Raw genomic sequence first — 22,392 nt, 5'->3', positions numbered from 1 at the left:
CCACGACCTCTAGCGTGACAGGCTAGCGTTCTAACCAGCTGAACTACCCGGCCATTGAAAAAAAGAACTTCAAACTTTTCGAGTTCAGCCTCTCCGAATTTGAAGAATAATTATTTTCTATGACAGGCAAATCTCTTTGCCCGTCACGAAATAATTGGTGGGAACAACAGGGCTCGAACCTGTGACCCTCTGCTTGTAAGGCAGATGCTCTCCCAGCTGAGCTATGCTCCCATTTAGCTGGTTTGTTGATCGGTTTTTCTTGACTTTGTTTCGTCGTGTCCCTCACAACAGTATCTATTATACACTATGTCTACCCGTTTGTCAACACTTTTTTTGAATATTTTTTCGGTTTGTATCTTCTCACAACCAAAACGCCGATATTTTGAAACTTTATGTGCATTTACCACATCAAAACCACACTTTTTGCCCTGAAAAACTTCTTTACTTGCAACTTGTCAAACAAAAAAATGCACAACCTTTCGGCTGTGCATCATCTTTTATTCCAAACCAGCTACTTCAAATTCACCGATAACTGTTTCTCCGTCGCTCTCGTAAACATTCAAGAAATAATGGCTGTGAGTGCGCTCATATTCCTCTATATCATCAACCGTTTCGGGCACGCCTCCGTCGAGTTCATCACTATACACATAACCAACCTTACCATTAGTTGCTTCCACCAATATAAGATCAGGCTGATCGCTTATGCCTTTAGCCCAAGCTGATGATCCATAAGTCATGCCATACTCATTTACGCCATAATGATCTTCTGCGTCATAAGCCTTTCCCTCTTTTGCCATTACCTCTTCAGCATAAGCAAACAGGTCTGTTTCCTCATATGCCGCCAGATCATCGCCGTCAATTATTGCTTCATTCAACGCTTCAGCTTCATTTGTCTTAGTGTCAAGAAGCGAGCCTACATTAAAATCTGCCGCACTTACTGCGACCGCTGAAATCGCAACAGCAGAAACTACTGCCGCAACAGTTACAACTATTTTTTTATTCATCATCTTGCCCTCCTTGTCTAGCTGGGAACTACATTGGCTGTTTTATCAGTTATTCGTTCCGTATACTTATTGGTCTGTTCAACTTTAATATGAGCATATCCAATTGAATAATATGTTCCACTTTTTGTGTAATATATAGCGCCAGACGAATACTTTGTTGTATTACTCTTGCAATACGTATATGAGTTTGATGCAACAAGGGTTCCATTGCTCTTGTATACCTTTGATTTTGCGCCAACTTCAAACGCGTCAAATGACCCGCTCTCTGCCTGTATATCACTATCTCCTCTAACATTATCAGAATATGCATAAATCGAAGCACTTCCAATATAATTCTTCATGTTGATAAACCATTTTTTAGTTGAGCTATATCCAACCGAATACGATGCCGAAGCATTTATAGCCACCATTGCTGCCATGCAAGTTGACAATAGTACTGTGCCAATCTTTTTCAAAATAATTCCTCCCTTTTCTTTTTTGTCATTAGTAACGGCACACTTCCTTAGCTATATAATACATTATTTTTATCTTTCTGTCAATAATGTAAACATTAAAATAATGTACAATATTTTAGCATTGTAATTGTATATAAAATACAAAAAATCCGCCGAGCCTTACGCCCGACGGACAAAATTCTTTCAAAAATTATTTATTTTCCAACTGCTTCTTAAGCTTTTCCTGCTCCTGTTCCATAAGCTTCATAAGATCCTCCAATGAAGCCGACGCAGACTTTGCAGGCTTTGCCGTGCTTGCAGCCCTTGGCTTAACAACCTTTTCAACAGGCTGCGAAGCTTCCTCGCTCTCGCCCGAAGCCGCCTCGTCAAGCAGCTTTGAAGCCCTCTCATAGTATGAACGATCAATGTCAGACTTAGGCTCTTCCGCAGGCGCAGCCTCCTCGACAGGCTCTTCCGCAGGCGCAGCCTCCTCGACAGGCTCTTCAGGCCTCGTGAACTGAAGCTCAGTCTCCTCGAATGAGACCTCTTCCACTTCCTCGACCTCTTCCTCAGCGTCCTCAGCCTTCTCGGCCTTGCGGTGAGCTGCGATCTCCTCGTCAACGTGCTTTCTATGTCTTGCGATCTGCTCGCCCTCGTTCTCTCCGCCGAACAGGAAATCGTCAAGAGTTACGTTCTCTGTCTTTTCTTCCTCGTCATCGTCCTCATCTTCATCATCATCGTCAGATGAATGTGTTGCAATGGCAATGATAAGCTCGATAACAACAAGCAGGAACAGCGGTACGACTGCACATACGATCATACCGAATGTTGATGTCATAAATGTTATTACCTTGCCCGCAGTCATATAATAACTCGAAGCCACGCCCACAATGTCCTTTGAGCTTATCTCATAAAGCTTTGTGGGGGCGCTCTCCTGGTAAACCGTGTAAACTACACCATTATTATCATCAGTCGAAGAGATGTCGTAAAGCCAAAATACGCTTGTTCCGACGTTCGGAACGTTTTCACATACCACCGCCTGACCGATCTTGTCGGTGCTCGGCGTCATATTTGAAGTGATAACAAGTGAACCCTCCGGCACCCTGTCCTTCATTCCGTCGCCGTTCATTATGTAAAGGCTGTATCCTGCAATGCTAGGCGTAACGTCCTTGTTCTTGAAAACTCTTCCCACGCCTACCACGATAAGCATTTCAAGGATTATAAAAACAATAAAGAATATCAGAACGTTCTTTCCTGCTGAGGACTTCTGTTTTGTTGCGCTGCTCATAAATATATTAACATTCCTTTCCAATAAATATCACACAAAAGCGCTCCGACGGCATTTTCGCCGCCGATATCAACGCATTATTATAGTTATTATAGCACAATGCGTCTTAAATTTCAACACATTTTCGCACATTTTTTATTTTTCCTGTATTTTTCAGCCCATTGCGCCTATTCATTTTTATAAAGCATAACAGTAATGGTGTAAAGCTCCGCATTTTTTATCACCGCATAGCTGCCTGTTGACCAGTCGCCGCCCTGCCGTGAATAGGCCTCTTTGAGCACGTCAAAAATAACAGTTCCGTCGCCGCCGAAAAGCTCCTCGATCGCTGCATTATAAACGTCCTCGTCAGCGCATTTAAGCCTTGCAATGCCCTTTTCGCCCATAGCCTTTTCCACAGACGAGCACATAAGGCTGAAAATATCGTCGCCGCTTTCGGCATAAAGCCCCGTGCGCCTGTAATAATTTGCCGCCGATGAAAAAGCCTCGGGATAATTCACATACTTGTTTTCGTCCACAGTATGATCCTTTGCGCACTCAGCGTCCGTCAAGCCGAAATAATCATACCTTATATAATCCTCACCGGCGTCCGTCACAGGATCGTCCCAAGTGAGGTCGATGTTCACCCATTCTCCGTCAAGTCTGACCTTGTTCCACAAGTGTGGCTGAACAGTTCCGCCGTCATAAGCCTTCCCTGCCACAGGCAAACACTTTAGCCCTGCACGGGTACACAAAAGCTGCATAGCCTTTGCATAGCCCTCACAGACCGCCCTGCCCTCGATAAGACAGCCATATGCCGAATAAGGATTATCCGCCCCGTCGTCATATTGGCAGTTAAGTATTATGCTGTCGTGGAAATAGAGCGCCTTGTCATAGTCCGACCAGCCTTTCTCTACCCCTGCGATCATCTCCGCAATGCGCTGTTCAACAGCCGCAGTCTCCTGCTCTGCCTGCTCCCTTGACCTGTCATATGTGACCTCGATAGCCGAAACATAGCCCTCAGCGTCCATACAAATGGTGTATTCCGAACCGATGTAGTCGATATAAGGACACGCCGCCGTGAGCATAGAAATAAAAGCCCCGATATCGTCCTTGTAAATCACGCTGTTTTTTATGTCGATATCAGTCTCAAAGTCCGCAAGACCGCTGTAAAGCTGCGAAAACACCAGCTTTTCGTCCGCCGATAAAAAGTCCGCAAGATATTCCGCCGTGTCGGGTATCTCGAGCTGCAAAGGCTCATCTTTCTCCGCCGAAGTCTCAGTCTTAGACGTTTTAGACGTCTTTGTATCTGTATTTGTGCCCGTCTCAGTCTGCTTCTCGGAATTGCCCTCTATATAGGTGACGTGAGTGTTCACCATTTTGGTTTCTTTGCCGCCTTTTCCGACCTCAGAGCTTTTGCCCCCAAGACTGCACCCCGAAACCAAAAGCACAGCCGCCGCAGTAAGCCCACAAAGCCCTGCGGCAATTATTTTATGTCTTTTCAAATTTCCGCCCTCAAAAATTTATTACACAAATTATTACACAAAATTATACACAATTATAAATATAAACGCCAAACAACGTTGACCAGCATATCCGCCACAGTCATCATCAAACGGGCGAACATAAATTGTTGTGAGCCTTGTCGAACAACAATTTTCGCCCCTACAAATTTTCCGCCGCCCGACAAGCTTTATTCGCCCTTGTTCTCAGCCTTTTCTCTGTTTCTGTTTATTACCGCCCTCAGCCGCTCTATTTTTTTGTCGTGGACTGAAAGCACCCTGAACTCAATATTTTCCCACTTGACGGTCACACGCTCGTTGTCCTCGGGGATATGCCCCAGCAGATCGATAACAAATCCGCCGATAGTCTCATAATCTTCCTCGCCGTCATATTCCTTGCCAAGGGTCTCCATAACCTCGTCAAATGCCGTGTTTCCGAGGATATCATAGCTGTCGGGAGAAATTTTCTGTATCTCCACAGCCTCGTTGTCATATTCGTCCTGAATGTTGCCCACAATGGTCTCAAGCAGGTCCTCCATTGTGATTATACCAGCCGTTCCGCCGTAATCGTCAACCACCACGGCGATCTGCGTTTTCTCGTCGGTGAACTCCTTAAAAAGCTCTCCGCACTTGTTGCTCTCTGGCACAAAGCTTATCTCTCTTGTGAACTCCCTCACAGGAAGCTCCTTTTTGTCCTCCTCGAGCACAAGTTTAAGCAGGTCTTTTGCGAATATAACGCCGCTTATGTCGTCGGTGTTCTCTCTGTATACAGGTATCCTTGAAAATCCGCTCTCGATAGCAAGCTTCACAGCCTCCGTAACCGCTGAATTTTCCTCGATAGCCACCATTTCCGTCCTATGGGTCATAACCTCACGGACTTCAATGTCGTCAAACTCGAAGATGTTGCTTATCATCTCCGCCTGACTTTCCTCGATACCACCCGTCTCATTTACAGCGTCCACCATCATAAGAATTTCCTCTTCCGTGACGGAATCCGCCTTGTTTGTGGACTTAACGCCGAAGAGCCTTAAAAATCCGGCCGACACCGCACCGCTCACAGCCGCAAGAGGGCCAAAAAGCGCCAAAAACGCCTTGTAAACGCCGCAAACGTTGAGAATGAACCTCTCGCCGATCTTGCCCGAAACACACAGCTTTTTCGGTATGCCGATACCAAATGTGCATATGACAAGCGCCAGTATGCAGCTTATTATAATGAATGAACCTATGCCGATAAGGTAGTTTGAAGCGTTTGAATACACATCAAACAGCTTGTGGAGCTGTCCTGCCAGCGGCGAGTAAAAATAAATCGCCCCCACCACGGAAACTGCGATTATCATAATTGACCGTGCAATAAGGTTTGTTGCAACTACCCTGCCCGTCCTGCTAAGAAGCCCTGCAAGTCTAATGGCCTTGGGGTCTTTGTCCTCCTCCGCCAATTTTTTCAGTCTTGCGTCATTAAACTCCACCGCCGCATTCTCGCAGGCAGTAAGAAAGCCCATAAGCAGCACCACCGCAGCACACACGGCAATACCCAACCACAATCGCCCCGCATCGTCCATTGATCTGATCATCCTTTCAAAAATTCTAAATATTAGTAATGCTTATATATAGTAGTACAGTTATACTATTATATTAATTTTACACAACATAATGACCTTTGTCAATAGAAAATCCCACAATTTTTCGCCCTGCTTCACGTTATTTCTCTGCATTTATGGCATAGGGGCGGAAATGCGCTATTTCCCACAATAAGCACGTCTGTAAATTCTCAAAAACAGCGCCCGTGGTTTCACGCTACTCGTTTGCCCCATATGTTGTACGTTTTCGGGCATTGCCACTATCACACAAAGCCTACCTATCCCCACATCGAAATGCACCACAAACAACGTATTTACGCACTTTCCCTCATTAGCCACCCACGCACGACGCCCGAACATTTCCCCTAACGCCCCACCGCAATTCGACAAATGCCGACATCGTATCGCCAGCATATTTGGTTAAAATAAAAAAATATCTTCCGAAAACGTTTTAGTAAGCTGTCAGCTTAACACTTTTGATTTTTTATGTGCTATAATCATATTGTAGAAAAATTCATAGATAATCCCCTTATCTGAAGCGGCTTTATCCATTATATGGTCGCTTGAAACATCGCTCCGAGCTGACGACTCCGATTAGTCAGCTCGGAATTTTTTTGCCGTTTTTTGTATATTAGAGCAACTTTCCACTTGACAAATTTGTCAACAGGGTGTATAATCAACAGTATTGACAATCAACACACTTGACACGGAGGGCACTATGAGTTCAGCTGATAATAGATCTCTCGACAGGGTTATCGGACGCTTCGCAGAGGTGTTCGGAAAAATTTACGATACAGGTTATATGGAAGAAATTGTCGACCTCTTCCAAGGCGAATGTAAAGTTTTGCTATATCTTTGTGCCGCCGACGGAACGGTCTATCCCTCTGACATTAGCCGTGACCTGCAAATCTCACGACAGAGGGCGACTTCGGTGCTCAGCGCAATGGAGAAAAAGGGCTTCGTGAGCCTTGAACGTGACGCTGACGACAAGCGCAGGGTGAATGTGAAAATTCTGCCAAAGGGCGAAGAGATCGTTATTGCAAAGCAGGACAAGATCGAGCACTATTTCAAGACATTTATTGACATAATGGGTGAAAAGCAGATACTTTTTCTGTTAAACAGCACGGAGATCGCAATTGATGCATTTGCAAGGGCGGAACAGTCTGCAAAAGACAAGCAGTCCAAACAGTCAAAAAAGCCCGCAAACAGCGCAAATGCGCAGGATAAGGAGTGCGTATAGCTATGAACATATATCACGAAATGAAAAAAGCGGCGGTTGATCGTTACAGCAAGACCGCCCTTGTTATGTATTATGACGACGGCGACGAGGTGGAATATTCCTTCGGGCAGACCTTGCAATACATTGACCGATATGCCGAAAAACTGCGTAAACTAGGGGTTTGCGAGGGCGACAGGGTGTGCATTGCTTCTGAGGGGCGACCTGAATGGAACATTGCGTTTATGGCCTGCGCAAAGCTTTCTGCAACGGCTGTTTTGCTCGATTATTCCCTGCCCTCGGCGGAGCTTTCCAGTCTTGTAACAAAATCCCAGCCAATGTGCGTGATATGCTCTCATAAGGCGGCGAAAAAGCTTGCGGGGCTTGACATTGCGGTGCTGGATATCGAAAACGAGCTGAAATTTTATGGTGGTTCGTCTCATATCGTCAAGCGCAGGGGCTTGGCAGGCGACCCTGAGACGGCTGTGATAATCTTTTCCAGCGGCACGACAAAGACCGCTTCGGGCATTATGCACACCCACGAATCGCAGATAAAGTCCTGCAAAATGGTATGCGAATGTAACGGCATCACCGACGATGACAGATACCTTGGAATACTGCCGAACAGCCATATTTACGGGCTTTTTGCGCAGGTACTTGCGCCGATGACCACGGGCGGAACAGTATGCTTTATCGAAAGCTTGAACGCAAAGGGGCTTTCAAGGGGCTTCACGGAATTTAAGCCGACAGTTTTCCCAGGTGTGCCGAAAGTTTACGAGCTTTTGCGTGCGCAGATAATGAAGCAGATCGAGACAAGCAAGGTATCGGCAAAGCTTTTCAAGACGATGTTCCCTGTGGCCCTTCATCAGCGGAAAGTTTACGGCATAAACAGCGGAAAGAAGATATTTGCGAAGATACACAAGTCCTTGGGCGGCGAGCTGAGATTTCTTTGCTCGGCAGGTTCGCCGATGTCGAAAGAGACCTTTGAATTCTTCTACGGCGTGGGCTTTGATCTTGTGAACAATTATGGTGCCACGGAGACCAGTATCCCCACTATCGGCACATATGGCAAGCACATTTACGCTGATTCCTGCGGACGGGCTTATCCCGATATCAAGGTTAAGATCGACCGCAGCGGTGAGCTGCTTATACGCTCGCCTTATATGATGCAGGGGTATTTCAATGACGGCAAGGCGACGGCGGAGGCTTTCACGGCGGAGGGCTGGTTCAAGTCTGGTGATCTTGCGAAATTTGACAAGCACAAAAACATTGTGATACTTGGCAGGTGCAAGGAAAACATTGTGCTTGCGACAGGTAAGAAAGTTGCACCGGACGATATTGAGGAGGCGTACCGCAATATCGGCGGCATTGACGAGCTGGTGGTATGCGGAGTGCCTGTTGAGAACGGAAGTTATGATGAAGTTCACGCATTTGTGGTATGTCAAAAAGAGCTGCAAGGCAAGGCTGAGGAGGAGCTTAAAGAGGTAAGCGCAGGGCTAAATCAGTCGATGAGGCTTAGTGGTATACATTTTGTTGAGGCTATCCCGAGGACTGCAATTGGCAAGCCGAAGAGATATTTGCTGAAAAAAATGGTGCTGGAGGACAGTTTTGAGGAGGCTGCTCAGCCGAAGCAATCAGACCCTAGCGACATTCCCACACTTGTGCGAAATGCTGTTGCGAAGATCGCTCACGTCAGTCCGAAAGAGGTAAAGCTTTCGACGAGATTTTTGCAGGAATTTGCGATCGACTCGCTTTCGACCATCGAGCTTGCGCTGGAGATAGAGAGTTTCAGCGGTGTGCGGGTCGATGACTGTATGGACAAGGAAATGACTGTGGGGCGGCTTATAGCCCTTGTGCAGAACCCGAACAGGATAAAGCCTGTGACTGTGAAGTCGATGTTATATCCACTTGACAAGCGCAAGATAGATTATCGCATTTACAGATTTTACAGAAATCTTGTGAAGGCTTTTTACGAAGTTGAAGTTGAGGGGCAGGACAATTTGCCAAATGGTGGTGGATACATAATATGTGCGAACCACGTTTCAAACTTTGATTTTATCTTTCTGACGCTGAATTTCAGATACGAGCGCTTTGCGAAGTTCTGCTGTATGGCGAAGAAGGAGCTTTTCAAGGGTGGCTTTATCAGCAAGGTACTTGTACGAGTTGGCGGAATGGTGCCGATCGACCGTGGTGGGCAGGTATCGGATTCGATGGCGGCATTGCGAGAGAAGCTTGGGCAGAAGTGGGGTGTACTTGTACACCCTGAGGGCACGAGGAGCAAGACAGGCGAGATGGGCAAGTTCAAGAGCGGAGCGGCTGTGCTTGCCATTGAGGCCAACGTGCCGATAGTGCCTGCATACATCAAGGGTGGACACGAGGTTTTTCCGCCCGACAAGAAGCTGCCGAGGCTTTTCAACTGGAAACATTTGAGCAAATACAATGTCAAGGTACTATATGGTGAGCCTATTTATCCTGACGGTTCGACCCCTGAGGAACTTATGGAGCGTGTACGGCTTGCGGTATTGGAACTCAAGGCAGAGGCTGACGCCGGGAAGGCTGGGTTCAGAGAGAGGTTACGGGCTTTGCGGAGGAAGCGTTATTAGTTTTTCGCAAATGCGCTTCGCTGTTTGCTTTTCGGACGTTGGCGTGTCGCAAAATCGCACTTTCTCTATTCCCCATTTCAAAATCATCGCCGCTAGGCGATTCCTTCATTCCTCACTTGTGCGCTCCTAATTAATAGCGCTCCGTACTTTTTGTCTTGACAACAAGTGCAAAATGCGCTACAATGTATGTTGTAAATATTTGCGCTTTGCGCTCTTTCAGAAAGGACTTTTATAATGAAGATCAAAAAAATACTCGCTGCGGTGCTCTCACTCGCCCTCGGGCTCTCTCTTATGACCGCTTGCGGCGATAGCAACAGCAGCTCTAAGGCTGAAAACGATTCCTCAAAGGCTGAGGGCGTCGCTTCAACTCACACAAACGACGAAATGACTGTCACTTCCGCAAAAGACCTTGTGGCTCAGATGAAGATCGGTTGGAACCTCGGCAACACTATGGACGCTACCGGCGGTTCGGGCGTTGACGCTGAGACCTCTTGGGGCAATGTTGAGACCACTAAAGCTATGATTGACCAGGTCAAGGACGCAGGTTTCAACGTGTTCAGACTGCCTGTTTCTTGGGGTACTCATATGGACGAAAATTACACCGTTGACGAGGCTTGGATGGACAGAGTTCAAGAGATCGTGAACTACGGTATCGACAACGGAATGTTCGTTATCCTCAACACTCATCACGAGGAATGGTATATGCCAAAGGCTGAATATGTGGATCAGAACCTTGAGCAGCTCAAGGCGCTTTGGCAGCAGATATGTGACAGGTTCCAAGGCTATGACGAGCACCTTATTTTTGAGGGCGTTAACGAGCCTAGACTTAGGGGCGAGGGCGCTGAATGGGTCGGCGACAGCGCTTCGAGAGAGATCGTAAACAAGTATGCGCAGACTTTTGTTGACACAGTTCGTGCTTCGGGCGGAAATAATCCTAACAGATGTCTTATGGTGACACCTTATGCGGCTTCGTCCTCGAGACAGAATATGGAAGCTTTGGAAGTTCCGCAGAATGACGACAAGATAATCGTATCTATCCACGCTTATCTGCCATACTCATTCGCACTTGACACCGCAGGCACAGATCAATACACAAGCATTGATTCTTCTATCACCACGCTGTTTACGGACATTGACGAGGTATTTCTCAGCAAGGGAATCCCTGTTATCATCGGCGAATTCGGCTCTGTAAACAAGAGCAATGATGAGGCGAGAATACAATGCGCAAAGGATTATCTTTCCACGGCAAAGCAGTACGGCGTGCCTTGCTGCTGGTGGGACAACGGAACTCGTATCGGCAACGGCGAGAACTTCGGTTTGCTCAACAGGTCTGAGGGCGGCTGGTACTTCCCTGACCTTATTGACGCTATGATGGAAGTTGTTAACGGGTAATTCGGCGTTAACATACATACGGATATGATTACAGAACGGGCGAACGATGTTCGCCCCTACACGATGACCGCAGTTTTTTGCAGTATCCTTAATGTAGGGGCGACCTTCGGTCGCCCGCTTTTTGTTTCTTGATCTGATAGTTATAGCCGTCTCTCTTTTTATGCTTATTTTCACAAATGGGGCTTGTGTTTATTGGTAAAGCTGTCAATTGACAGTCGGCGAGGGATATTGTATAATAGTGGAAGAGATATAAATTTTATGTGCAGAACAATAAAATACAAAGGAGGTATGGCTATGAAAGCGCATAGTTCGGTAATTAGGCAGGTCGTCATATGGGCTTCGGCGGCGGTCGTGGTGACTGGGGCGGCTGGGTATTTTGTTGGAAGAGAAAAGCGTGTGGAAGCGGAAGTGGCTGCGGCAGAAAAGGAATTTTATGCGGCGTATGCCTACGTTCACGGCGATGATTTTGTTGAACCTGTTCTGACCAAGGGCGATTATTACATTGACGGAAATGTGAAAAACGATCGGTTTTATGTTCACATTGATGATGAGACTTACAACGTTTGCGGTGATGTGGAGGGGTATCTTGACACTTTTATCACGTTCTTCGATGAAGATGACAAGGCTGACACGATAAAACTTTACAGCAAGCCTATCAGATATGATATAAAGACTTTTCATGATAACGGCGACAGGACTGTTATTCGTTTGGAGCAGGACACAGCAGAGGGTCTGCAATTTTCATCGGGGCCGCTGTTTTTGAGCGAGACGTCTTTCAAAGAGGGCGACAATGTTTTCAAGCTAGTGGAGAATGTTGACAGTCTGCAAAATTGAGAAATAGGATAAAAAATCAAGGCAGCGCCGTATTATCGGTACTGCCTTTTTATTTTTTATGTCATATGAAATTAATTAGCCTTCCGCTGGTTTTTCGGGGGTTATAACGTTAAGCTTGCCCTCTTTTAGTGCGGTGATATAGTCGGCGATGGAATCGAGGGGCTTTTCGGAGGAAACGCCGCTGATACGGCTGTCCTCTACCCACAGGTGGTGGTTATCCGTGCCACCTGTCTGCTTGAAGCCGAACTGCTCGGCGTACCATTTTGCACGCTGGTTATAGACTTCTTTGCCGTTGCCGCTGTTATAGACTTCAACGCCGTCTATCCATTTGGGGAGCAGCTTTATTTCGTGGATATACCAATCCGCTTGGCGGAAGGGGTGGGCGTGGACGAGCACTCCCCCTGCTTTGTGGACTCTGTCGGCGAACTGATAGAAGCTTATATCGCTGAGGTTGTCGTTGGCAAGGAGAAAGTCCTTATCAATGCCATAGGTCAAGATGTCTGCGCCAAAATAGGAATACTCCAGTCCGAAAAAGACTTTCAGACCTATCTCATCGCCGACGGCCTTGGCGTTTTCATAGCCCTTGCAGAACTTATTCACCCTATCCTCCCAATTGAGGAAGCTTGTGACGGCGCAATTGCCGTTGAAAAAGTGGTCGGTGACGATGATTCCGTCATAGCCTAGGGCTTTATAGCGCCTTGCCTGCTCTGCTCCACTGGCGGAGGCGCAGCTGCTTCCTTCGGCGGTATGCAGATGAGTTTCATACTTGAACATTAAAAGTCTACCCCTCTTGAGATGACCTCCATGCACATTCTGCCGTTATGATATGGGCACTTCCAAGGACCGACGATTTCTTTCCAATCGTGCGGCTTATGGTCATATGAGACCTCGGAATACCACTCTGAGCCTTCTCTCTTATCGATTATCTCAGCCTTGATATATTCCCAAACGCTTCTAGCGCTTTCGAGGAACTCCTTTTCGCCGCTATGCTGATAAGCGTTGATGAAGCCCACAACTGACTCAGCCTCTACCCACCAAACACGCTTCTTGTCGATCTTATCGTTCTCACGCTCGTTATTGAGTGCGCCGTTATCCAAAGCGATATTCTGGATATTGTGGGAAATTTTCAGATCCATTTCAGCGAACTGCTTCTTGAGCTCTTCATCGCCCAAAGTATCGCAGGCAAGATCCATAAGCCAAGTTGCTTCGATATCGTGGCCGAATGAATGGATATCGCCGACGAGGTCGAACTTTGTATCAAAGAACACCTTGAGGGCATTTGTTTCAGGAGTATAGACGATATCTCTCATCTGACCGAGCTGGAATTTAAGTCTTTCGGCAACTTCCTCGTTATGGTCAGCCTTATAAAGTTCGGTATAGGCTTCGATGAGGTGGAGGATAGCGTTCATTGTTTTATCAGCCTGAAGGCCGTTTTCGGAAAGGGCGTCGTTAGATACCAGATTCCACTGTCTATCAAATGCTTCTCTATAACCGTACTCATCGAGGGTATTGTTTTCGATATCGTGGAAGAGCTTATAGGCAAGCTCGAGGGCTTCCTTATCGCCGCTGGCATTATAATAGCAAGACAGGGCATAGATCGCAAATGCGATGTTATATGTATGCTTCATTGTGTCGGCAGGCTCGCCCTTGTAGTTCATCATCCAATAAACTCCGCCGTACTCATAGTCGATACAATGGTTCTTTATGAACTCATAAGCGTGGCGTGCGTTGTCAAGAAGCGCCTTATCGCCAAGGGTGATATATGCTTTGGAATAGAACCAAAGTATTCTTGCGTGGAGGATAACGCCCTTGTCTGCCTGCTTATCAAGCTTGAGATCATAGCTCATAAAGCCGTAAAAGCCGCCGTTTTCATCGTCTCTCAGCTTATTCCAAAACGGAATGATGTGTCCTGTAAGTTCCTTTTTTACTTCTTCAATAATCACCGTGAAAAACTCCTTTAGATTTTTAACTTTAACTTTATTTGCCTATGATCTTCTATTTTTTGCTTCGCTTTACCCCATTGTAAAATGTTTTTGATCTTAGATAATATTTATGTGTGATATTCTCACAATAACGTAATCACACCAGCAATGCGCATATCAACGGGCGAACAATGTTCGCCCCTACATTTTGTAGGTTATGTTGTGGCTAATTATTTATTATATTTTTCTTGCTTCAACGTAAAAACGCTTGTCCTCGGCGTGACCCATTGAGAATGTTTTTCTTGGGAGAGCGCCGTCAACTATTACTGTTGGGAAGAGTTCTTCCTTGCCCATATCTGGGAGCATAAAGCCTATTGAATTATCCTTGGAAGCCAGGTCTCTTATAACGTCTGCGCCGTGGATATAGTCGATCTTGCCGCCATTTGTCTTGATATAGCCGTCAAGGAAGTTTTGAAGTGAACCGACTGTGAGCTTTGAGGAAGGCTTATGGATATAAAGGGTCTTTTCATCATTGTTGTCGCAGACAACTATTGCCTGCTCGGACTGCTCTTCTGAAAGCTCGAGAGCCTTTGTCATTTCGCTCATAAGCGCATTTGTATCAACGTCTGTAACTATTCTGTGGATAGCTTCAAACTCAAGAGCCGGTGAATGGAGATCTACTATCTCGACGAGGGCATATCTGCAAGGAGCGTTTGTCATATCCTTATCGGGATTTTCCCTTTTCTGCTCCTCATAGAACTCTTTTGCTGTTGCGAGAGAGTGGTTGCCGTCGCCCATTGCATACACAAGCGGTGAAGTTTCGTTCAAATTATACTTTGCATTGAAGGCGTTGATATCGCCAAGCTTTTCAAGGGCTGAAATTATCTTATCCTGCATTGGCTTTTCAACGAGATAGCCTGCGATATGTCCGCCGTTTTTCATAAGGTCAAAGTCATAGACCTTTTTCATTTCAGCCTTTGCGGCTTCCAGCGGCTCAACGACGCTTTTTTCTGTATCGTCGATAAGTATCATTATATGAGGCAGCTCAACAGGTGCGCCACGTCTTACCTTTATTCTTGGCGGGATCCTTTCAACGACTGTGGCTTCGGTGGCTCTTACTGCGGACTTTGAGCCTTTGCGGTAATCGTACTCTTCAAGGTCGATAGCGCCCACGATACCTGCTCTGACCTTGCCGTCAGACTGAGTTCTTTCAACATATATCATTGCGTCCTTATACTCTTCAAAAACGCCGCCGCTGATATAGTCGTTCATATTCTTGTGTATCTTTTCGATACGCTCATCGACGTCGCTGTCCTCGAGATAGACCTCGGGGAGGATAAGGTTCAGAGCGCTTTTTGCGCCCTCTGTTATTTTCTCCACGTCTGCCCAATATGCAGGCTCAGAGGTATACTGATCGCACGCCACCACAGCCCACTTTGACATATCCGTATTCTTTGGCAGAAGTATATCCGCCGACTTAAAAGCTGTTGACATTTCTCAACACTCCCGTTTTTAATTTATAGTGAGTCTGTCGAAAAAAAGCGTGCCCAACGGGCGAACGCAAATTGTTGTGAACCTTGTCGAACAACAATTTGCGCCCCTACATAAAAACGCATTTATGCAGCAATAAAATTTTCAACACACTCTGCTCTTCTCTGTTTATAAATACCCAAAACAGGACGGTATTATCTGCCGTCCTGTTCTATCATTTGAAATTATTCCTCGGCTGTATCAGAGGCAGCGTTTTCTGTGCTGTCATTCTGCTCCGGCTGTGTGCCTGCGCCGCAGCAATTTTTATACTTTTTGCCGCTTCCGCAAGGGCAGAGATCGTTCCTGCCCGGCTTCTTAGCCTTTCTTACAGTCATATTATGGTGTTCGCTTGGCTTGAGGACGTCCTCTCTCTTAGGAGCGGCGTTGTTCTTTCTTACCTGAATAGTGAACAGCATTCTTACAGTATCCTCACGGATTGAAGCGACCATATCGTCGAACATATCCATACCTTCCATACGGTACTCGACAACAGGGTTCTTTTGGCCATAGGAACGCAGACCGATACCCTTTTTGAGCTCGTCCATATCGTCGATATGAGCCATCCACTTTGTATCTACGACCTTGAGGAGAACGACTCTCTCGATCTCGTGGAGCAATTCCTGTCCAAGGTCTTCCTCACGCTTTGCATAGATCTTGAGTGCTCTGTCAACAAGCATATCGATGATATCCTTCTTTGTGAGCTCGTCAAGTTCCTGTGGGGTATAGTTGAAATCATCATCGACTGTGATAAGTCCCAAAAGTCTGTCTTTAAGGCCTTGGAGGTTCCACTCGTCCTGTATCTGCTCGTCAACAACGTACATATTGACGGAATCTTCCACGAATTCCTTTATCATACCGAGGATACTGTCGTGGAGGTCTTCGCCGTCCAGCACCTGCTGTCTCTGCTTATAGATGATCTCACGCTGAGTGTTCATAACGTCGTCGTAATTGAGGACGTTCTTTCTGATATTGAAGTTTCTGCCCTCGATCTTCTTCTGCGAGGACTCGATAACGCCTGTGAGCATTTTTGACTGGATAGGGGTATTTTCATCGACTTTGAGGGTATCCATCATTGATGTTATTCTCTCGCCGCCGAAAATTCTCATAAGGTCGTCCTCAAGGGAGAGGAAGAATGTGCTCTCGCCCGGGTCGCCCTGACGGCCTGAACGGCCTCTGAGCTGGTTGTCGATACGTCTTGACTCGTGTCTTTCAGTACCGATGATATAAAGTCCGCCTGCTTCTCTTACCTTTTCGGCAAGCTCCTTTACCTCGTCAGAATACTTTGCATAGAGCTTTTTATACTCGGCTCTTGCGGCGAGGACTTCCTCGTCCTGTGTATTTGAGAAGCCAGCCGCTTCAACAGCGACTTCTTCGGAATAGCCCATTTTCTGGAGGTCGTTAAGAGACTTATACTCAGCGTTACCGCCAAGCATAATATCGGTACCACGTCCTGCCATATTTGTAGCGATAGTAACAGCGCCGTATTTACCAGCCTGTGCGACGATCATAGCCTCACGGTCGTGGTGCTTAGCGTTGAGGACTTCGTGCTTTATGCCCTTATTTTTCAGCAGTCTTGAAAGATACTCAGACTTTTCAACGGAAACAGTACCGACGAGGACAGGCTGGCCCTTTTTATGGCACTCGATTATCTGATCGATAACGGCATTGAACTTGCCCTTTTCGGTCTTATAGACGATATCGGGGTGATCTATTCTGATAACAGGTCTGTTTGTTGGTATTTCGATAACGTCAAGCTTATAGATCTCTCTGAACTCGTCCTCCTCTGTGAGGGCTGTACCGGTCATACCGGAGAGCTTGCCATAGAGACGGAAATAGTTCTGATATGTGATAGTAGCGATAGTCTTTGACTCTCTTGCCACCTCAACGCCTTCCTTGGCTTCGATAGCTTGGTGGAGGCCGTCATTGAAACGTCTGCCCTGCATAATACGGCCTGTGAACTCATCGACGATGAGGACTTCGCCGTTCTCGACAACATAGTCGATATCCTTCTTCATAACGCCGTTTGCTTTGATAGCCTGATTGATATGGTGGGCGAGGGTCATATTATCGGCGTCCATAAGGTTGATGACATTGAATGCCTTTTCAGCCTTTTTAACGCCGCTCTTTGTAAGGGTAGCGGTCTTAGCCTTTTCGTCGACGATATAGTCGCCGTCGAGGAGGTCGTTATCGGCCTTATCGTCCATTTCAACGACTGTTACAGGCTTCAAAGTTTTAGCGAATCTATCGGCGAGGGTATAAAGCTTTGTGGACTTATCGCCCTGACCTGAAATGATAAGCGGAGTTCTTGCTTCGTCGATGAGGATAGAGTCCACCTCGTCCACGATGGCGAAGGCGTGCTCTCTCTGCACCTTATCCTTCTTATAGATGACCATATTATCACGGAGGTAGTCAAAGCCGAACTCGTTATTCGTACCATATGTAATATCAGCGTTATAGGCTTCTCTCTTCTGCTCCTTATTCATACCTGTGAGGACAACGCCTATTGAAGTATTAAGGAAGTGGAAGACCTTGCCCATTTCCTCAGACTGGAACTTAGCAAGGTAGTCATTTACAGTAACGACGTGAACGCCCTTGCCTGTGAGCGAGTTAGCATAAGCTGCCAGACAGGCAACGAGGGTCTTACCTTCACCTGTTTTCATTTCAGCGATACGTCCCTGATGAAGGACGATAGCACCGATTATCTGAACAGGGTATGGCTTTTTGCCCAGCACTCTGAACGCTGCTTCACGGCAGACAGCCAGCGCATCGGGGAGGATATCGTCAAGAGTTGACAGTTCATCGAGCTTGCTCTTGAGTATAGCGGTCTGTCCGCCCAGCTCCTCGTCCGACATATCGGCATACTTGCTCTCCAGCTCGAGCACCTTATTTTTTATAGGCTCGATCTTTGCGAGTTCCTTTTTTGAATAGTTGCCGAATATTTTATCAAACAATCCCATTTTCAATCCACCTTTTATTTGTTCGTATTATCTATGTCACGTTTGAATAGTGAGATAACTGCGAAAATTTACAATTTAATTATGTTACAAATACACTATTTTATTATACAGTATAGAGCAGTAGTTGTCAAGCATTTTTTGTGTATGGGCGACCTGTGGTCGCCCGATATTTTGCAGATTATTCGACAGACAAACGGGCGAACGATGTTCGCCCCTACATTTGACATTCTATAAGACGGACAGAGAAAACAAATGGGCGACCAAAGGTCGCCCATACCAATAACAAAAAAAGAACAGCGTTGCTGTTCTTTTTTTGTTATTCTTAGAAATCCATTGTGAACTGAACTCTGTGGTTGCCGTCTTGGTCGTCGTCGATCATTTCAGCCTTTACTATTGTGATAGGCGTTACAGGCTTTGACTTTACGCCGTCTGTGCCTGTTGTTCTTTCGATAGTGAGGAAGTTGTCTACCACTTCCATTCCCTCTGTTACCATACCGAATGCTGCGTACTGACCGTCAAGGAAAACGTCATCGTCGCTGTAACAGATGAAGAACTGGCTTGAAGCGCTGTCCATATCCTGCGCCCTTGCCATTGATACCACGCCTCTTGTATGGCTGAGGTTATTTTCTACGCCGTTCTGTGAGAACTCGCCCTTGATAGTTTCTTCGCTTCCGCCTGTGCCGTCGCCCTTAGGGTCGCCGCCCTGCGCCATAAAGCCGTCAACAACTCTGTGGAATGTGAGGTCGTCATAGAAGCCCTCTTTAACAAGTTTTTCAAAGTTTGCGCAGGTGATAGGGGCTTCGTTGGCGTAAAGTGTGATAACGAACTTCTTTGTGTTATCCTCGGAAGCCTTTGAACCTGCTGCGCTTGAATCGTTCTTATCGCCGCAGGCTGTGAGCATTGCGCAGGTGAGGACGCCTGCTGTCACGAGAGCCAAGGCTTTGAATATCTTCTTTAATTTCATTTTAATTCTCCTTGTTCTGTTATAGATTTTAGGTTACAATACATTATAACACCTGACAGAGAAAAAATCAACTGCCATATGGAGATTTTCACATAATTTTCTTTTTTCTTATCTGCAATATTTTATATTATTTATCCCTTTGATATATTGATTTTTGTCGGGTTTTAGAGTATAATTATTATGTTTGACTAAATACATTAAATACAAACGGAGACAAAAACAAAAATCGGAGGACTGATAACAAAATGGACAAGCTGAAAAAAGTTCTGCCCTTTATAATTCCGCCTTTAGCGGTAATGCTTATTATGGGCTATGCATTCTATCAATACGGGTTATATCCTTTCGGGGACGGCACGGTGTCTTGGTGCGATATGTCTCAGCAAGTTGTGCCTTTGCTGACGGACTTTAAGGATATCATATCGGGCAAGGACGGAATGTTTTTGAACTTCCACAATGCTGGCGGAATGAACCTTTGGGGCGTATTCTTTTTCTTTATCGCAAGCCCTTTCACTCTGCTGACCCTATTTGTTGACAAGGGACACATTATTTACCTTGTGAACATTATCACCATACTAAAGCTTATGACCGCCGGGCTGACGGCTCAGATATATTTTAGGCGCTGTCAGGCAAAGCTCAGCCCGTGGATATCTTCGGTACTGAGCGTTATATACGCATTTTGCGGATATGGTATGCTTTATTATCAGAACAACATATGGCTTGATATGATGTATCTTTTCCCGCTGCTTATGGTGGCGTTCCATTTGCTCTTTGAGAAAAAGCGCATTATGCCTTATGTTATCGTTATGACGGCGATGATGATAGTGAACTATTATATCAGCTATATGATAGTGCTGTTCGTGCTGCTTTTTATGGCGGTCTGCTGCTGGAGATACCGCAGGGACGAGAGATACAAAGACTGCCCTGCCAGATTTATCGTGGGTTCTGTATTGGCGGCGCTGCTTTCAGCTGTGGTATGGATACCCTGCTTTTTGCAGTTTCTTTCAAGCGGACGTTCCACTTCCATTATCGACACTATCGAAAAGGCGAACTTTTTCACAAACTATCAGACGACGTTATGCCTGCTGATGTCGACGGCTTCAATGGTCGTGATACTGGCGATATATGTATTTGACGCAAAGGCGAGAAGCAAGAAGCTAAACACCTATCTTATAATGCTTTTCCTTATGCTCCTGCCGATATTGATCGAGCCTGCGAACCTTATGTGGCACACAGGCAGCTATATGTCCTTCCCGTGCAGATATGCGTTTATCACGGTGTTTATCGGGCTTATATGCTCGGGTTATTTTCTTTCAGACGAGGAGCACAACCACAAGGAGCGCAAGAAGTGCGACAACCCTGTTATATTCATTATCCTTGCGGCGATCGTATACGGGTTCTATTACTTCTCGCAAGGCTTTGTTGAAAACAACATTGACGGAATGAGCAAGTATACAAAGAGCTTATGGCAGGACGAGACGGCGTTTGTGCTCATAATGGAGCTGTTTGTGGTATCGGCGGTATTTTATGCTGTGCTTGTGCTGCTGCACAAAAAGGGCTGGATATCAAAGCATTATTTTGCGCTGTTTCTTGCGATTATGGTTGCGGCGGAGTCATATTCAAACATATCGATCTATATGACATCTCCTGACAGGAATTACCCTGAGAGGGCTTACAATCACGAGAAGATCATGGACCTTTCCGACAGGATAGACGATGAGGGCTTTTACAGGGTAAAGACCACGAACAAGCTTTTTGAGGTGAACCTTGTAGGTTCGATGGGATACAATTCACTCAGCCATTACACTTCCCTTACCAGCCGTGATTATATGTATATGATGAAAGAGCTTGGCTACTCTTCATACTGGATGGAAGTTGGCTCATACGGCGGAACGGAGCTTACGGACGCTTTGCTTTCTGTTAAGTATCTTATCAAGAAAAATGTTGGCACCAACAGGAGCGATACCGTATATCGCAACGACACTTACGAGATCGTGCCCAATGGCGAATATTTGCCGCTGGGTCTTGTGACGGATTCTGACCTCAGCAAAAGCGCTGAGCTTTCAGACGGCACGAGAAGCGACGTTCAAAAGCAGCTTTTCAAGACGCTTTTTGACCCAGATGGCAAGCAGGAACTTATCACTGATTATCAATACACCTCGGCGGTGGGTATCCTTGACGACAGCGTGCCGAACACGCCCCAGCCTTACAACTTTGTAAAGTCGGGTGAGACGGGATATTTTGATTACAGCATTAAGGTGACGGACAAGCAGACCCTTTATTTCGACTGCTTCGACAAGCTTTCAAACAGCCTTAGCGAGGACATAAACAACAGCTTCTCTATCTCGGTGAACGGGCTTCTCAAGCAGAGCGATTATCCTTCGCAATCGAGCAACGGACTTATCAACTTGGGCGAATTTGAGAACGAGACTGTCAACATCAGAGTGACGCTCAAGGACAATATTGTTTGCCGCTCATTCGGCGTTTTCGGACTTCATCAAGAGGTGCTTGACAAGGCGCTGGAGAGCGCTCAGACTGTCGGAATGATTGATAATGACAGCAAGCTTACAGGAAGCTACACGGCAAAGGCCGGGGAAAAGTGCGTGCTGGCTATACCTTATCAAGATGGGCTGAAGATCAAGATAAACGGCGAGAGCGTTGAATACAGCAAGGTCTTTGGCGATCTTGTGAGCTTTGACCTCAAGGAGGGCGAGAATGACATTGTTGTGACCTCGTCGCCAAAGGGCTTCTGGGGCGGACTTGTGCTGACTATCATCGGCATTGGCTTGACGGCGGTGTATATCCTGTTCCGCAAGAAGCTGAGGTTCAGCGAGACTATCGAGACGGCGGCAGGAGTTGTGCTTATCGGCATTGGGATCATTGTGGCTGCGGCGGTTTATGTACTGCCTTGTGTTATCAATATTTATAGCTAGGGGTCAGTAGCATTAAGCACATATGAAAGCGACAGACAAACGGGACGTCAATTTATCTGCGAGTAACGGTGAGCAGATAAATTTTGTCGTCCCCTACAATTGGCATATTACAAATGTACAGATAAAACAAACGGGCGAACGCAAATTGTTGTGAGCATTGCCGAACAACAATTTTCCCCTACAAAAAAGCGATACCACATTAAAATGGTATCGCTTTTATTTTTGCATTATAAAATTATTCGCAACCAACAAAGTATATAGAC

General features: G+C 46.1%; 15 protein-coding genes and 1 tRNA gene. 5 read left to right on the top strand and 11 right to left on the bottom strand.

Translation table 11 applies throughout. The annotated features are described in order from the left end of the window. Positions 1–155 precede the first annotated feature (155 nt). The 6 genes from QZ371_RS07610 to QZ371_RS07585 all read right to left on the bottom strand — a co-directional run bounded on the left by QZ371_RS07610 (position 156) and on the right by QZ371_RS07585 (position 5,763). Positions 156–231: transfer RNA gene (locus QZ371_RS07610), tRNA-Val, on the bottom strand. Between the two features lie 266 nt (positions 232–497). Next, complete coding sequence (locus QZ371_RS07605) at positions 498–1,004, bottom strand: hypothetical protein (protein WP_295211298.1); 507 nt, start codon at positions 1,002–1,004, stop codon at positions 498–500. Between the two features lie 17 nt (positions 1,005–1,021). Then, positions 1,022–1,459, bottom strand: a complete 438-nt coding sequence (locus QZ371_RS07600; protein WP_295211295.1) for a hypothetical protein — start codon at positions 1,457–1,459, stop codon at positions 1,022–1,024. Between the two features lie 190 nt (positions 1,460–1,649). Then, complete coding sequence (locus QZ371_RS07595) at positions 1,650–2,726, bottom strand: hypothetical protein (protein WP_295211293.1); 1,077 nt, start codon at positions 2,724–2,726, stop codon at positions 1,650–1,652. Between the two features lie 167 nt (positions 2,727–2,893). Next, the gene (locus QZ371_RS07590) at positions 2,894–4,207 is read right to left on the bottom strand and encodes a transglutaminase domain-containing protein (protein ID WP_295211291.1); all 1,314 of its coding nucleotides are present in this window, start codon (positions 4,205–4,207) and stop codon (positions 2,894–2,896) included. 188 nt (positions 4,208–4,395) lie between these two features. Then, on the bottom strand, positions 4,396–5,763 hold the full coding sequence (locus QZ371_RS07585; protein ID WP_295211288.1) for a hemolysin family protein: 1,368 nt from the start codon (positions 5,761–5,763) through the stop codon (positions 4,396–4,398). Positions 5,764–6,499: 736 nt separating this feature from the next. On the opposite strand from QZ371_RS07585, the gene QZ371_RS07580 reads away from it, so the two are divergent. The 4 genes from QZ371_RS07580 (at position 6,500) to QZ371_RS07565 (ending at position 11,826) form a co-directional block, all read left to right on the top strand. Next, complete coding sequence (locus QZ371_RS07580) at positions 6,500–7,021, top strand: MarR family winged helix-turn-helix transcriptional regulator (protein ID WP_295211286.1); 522 nt, start codon at positions 6,500–6,502, stop codon at positions 7,019–7,021. Positions 7,022–7,023: 2 nt separating this feature from the next. Further along, positions 7,024–9,600, top strand: a complete 2,577-nt coding sequence (locus tag QZ371_RS07575) for an AMP-binding protein (protein WP_295211284.1) — start codon at positions 7,024–7,026, stop codon at positions 9,598–9,600. Between the two features lie 234 nt (positions 9,601–9,834). Then, entirely contained in the window at positions 9,835–10,992 is a 1,158-nt protein-coding gene (locus tag QZ371_RS07570) for a glycoside hydrolase family 5 protein (protein ID WP_295211282.1), read from the top strand. Positions 10,993–11,286: 294 nt separating this feature from the next. Further along, positions 11,287–11,826: a hypothetical protein gene (locus tag QZ371_RS07565; protein ID WP_295211279.1), complete on the top strand. Its 540-nt coding sequence runs from the start codon at positions 11,287–11,289 to the stop codon at positions 11,824–11,826. 75 nt (positions 11,827–11,901) lie between these two features. On the opposite strand, the gene QZ371_RS07560 is transcribed toward QZ371_RS07565, so the two are convergent. From QZ371_RS07560 to QZ371_RS07540, 5 genes are all read right to left on the bottom strand, one after another. Beyond that, entirely contained in the window at positions 11,902–12,600 is a 699-nt protein-coding gene (locus QZ371_RS07560; RefSeq protein WP_295211277.1) for a PHP domain-containing protein, read from the bottom strand. Next, on the bottom strand, positions 12,600–13,769 hold the full coding sequence (locus tag QZ371_RS07555; RefSeq protein ID WP_295211274.1) for an AGE family epimerase/isomerase: 1,170 nt from the start codon (positions 13,767–13,769) through the stop codon (positions 12,600–12,602). The genes QZ371_RS07560 and QZ371_RS07555 overlap by 1 nt, the downstream gene beginning before the upstream one ends. Before the next feature lie 216 nt (positions 13,770–13,985). After that, positions 13,986–15,242, bottom strand: coding sequence for a DUF1015 domain-containing protein (locus QZ371_RS07550; RefSeq protein ID WP_295211271.1), 1,257 nt, complete (start codon positions 15,240–15,242; stop codon positions 13,986–13,988). A gap of 221 nt (positions 15,243–15,463) precedes the next feature. Continuing rightward, positions 15,464–18,235 (bottom strand): preprotein translocase subunit SecA, encoded by a 2,772-nt coding sequence (secA, locus tag QZ371_RS07545; RefSeq protein WP_295211268.1) that lies wholly within the window; start codon positions 18,233–18,235, stop codon positions 15,464–15,466. 322 nt (positions 18,236–18,557) lie between these two features. Continuing rightward, positions 18,558–19,199, bottom strand: coding sequence for a peptidylprolyl isomerase (locus QZ371_RS07540; protein ID WP_295211265.1), 642 nt, complete (start codon positions 19,197–19,199; stop codon positions 18,558–18,560). A 245-nt stretch (positions 19,200–19,444) separates the two neighbouring features. On the opposite strand from QZ371_RS07540, the gene QZ371_RS07535 reads away from it, so the two are divergent. Beyond that, positions 19,445–22,129: a YfhO family protein gene (locus tag QZ371_RS07535; protein WP_295211264.1), complete on the top strand. Its 2,685-nt coding sequence runs from the start codon at positions 19,445–19,447 to the stop codon at positions 22,127–22,129. Positions 22,130–22,392: the final 263 nt, after the last annotated feature.

Source organism: Ruminococcus sp., from assembly GCF_019423705.1.
Lineage (GTDB): Bacteria > Bacillota > Clostridia > Oscillospirales > Ruminococcaceae > Hominimerdicola.
This window is presented reverse-complemented; position numbering and strand designations above follow the sequence as displayed.

Excerpts from the sequence above, each read along its gene's own strand:
- QZ371_RS07605 (WP_295211298.1), bottom strand. The coding sequence starts at position 1,004 with ATGAATAAAAAAATAGTTGTAACTGTTGCGGCAGTAGTTTCTGCTGTT.
- QZ371_RS07595 (WP_295211293.1), bottom strand. The coding sequence starts at position 2,726 with ATGAGCAGCGCAACAAAACAGAAGTCCTCAGCAGGAAAGAACGTTCTG.
- QZ371_RS07585 (WP_295211288.1), bottom strand. The coding sequence starts at position 5,763 with ATGGACGATGCGGGGCGATTGTGGTTGGGTATTGCCGTGTGTGCTGCG.
- QZ371_RS07580 (WP_295211286.1), top strand. The coding sequence starts at position 6,500 with ATGAGTTCAGCTGATAATAGATCTCTCGACAGGGTTATCGGACGCTTC.
- QZ371_RS07575 (WP_295211284.1), top strand. The coding sequence starts at position 7,024 with ATGAACATATATCACGAAATGAAAAAAGCGGCGGTTGATCGTTACAGC.
- QZ371_RS07570 (WP_295211282.1), top strand. The coding sequence starts at position 9,835 with ATGAAGATCAAAAAAATACTCGCTGCGGTGCTCTCACTCGCCCTCGGG.
- QZ371_RS07565 (WP_295211279.1), top strand. The coding sequence starts at position 11,287 with ATGAAAGCGCATAGTTCGGTAATTAGGCAGGTCGTCATATGGGCTTCG.
- QZ371_RS07560 (WP_295211277.1), bottom strand. The coding sequence starts at position 12,600 with ATGTTCAAGTATGAAACTCATCTGCATACCGCCGAAGGAAGCAGCTGC.
- QZ371_RS07550 (WP_295211271.1), bottom strand. The coding sequence starts at position 15,242 with ATGTCAACAGCTTTTAAGTCGGCGGATATACTTCTGCCAAAGAATACG.
- secA (WP_295211268.1), bottom strand. The coding sequence starts at position 18,235 with ATGGGATTGTTTGATAAAATATTCGGCAACTATTCAAAAAAGGAACTC.
- QZ371_RS07540 (WP_295211265.1), bottom strand. The coding sequence starts at position 19,199 with ATGAAATTAAAGAAGATATTCAAAGCCTTGGCTCTCGTGACAGCAGGC.
- QZ371_RS07535 (WP_295211264.1), top strand. The coding sequence starts at position 19,445 with ATGGACAAGCTGAAAAAAGTTCTGCCCTTTATAATTCCGCCTTTAGCG.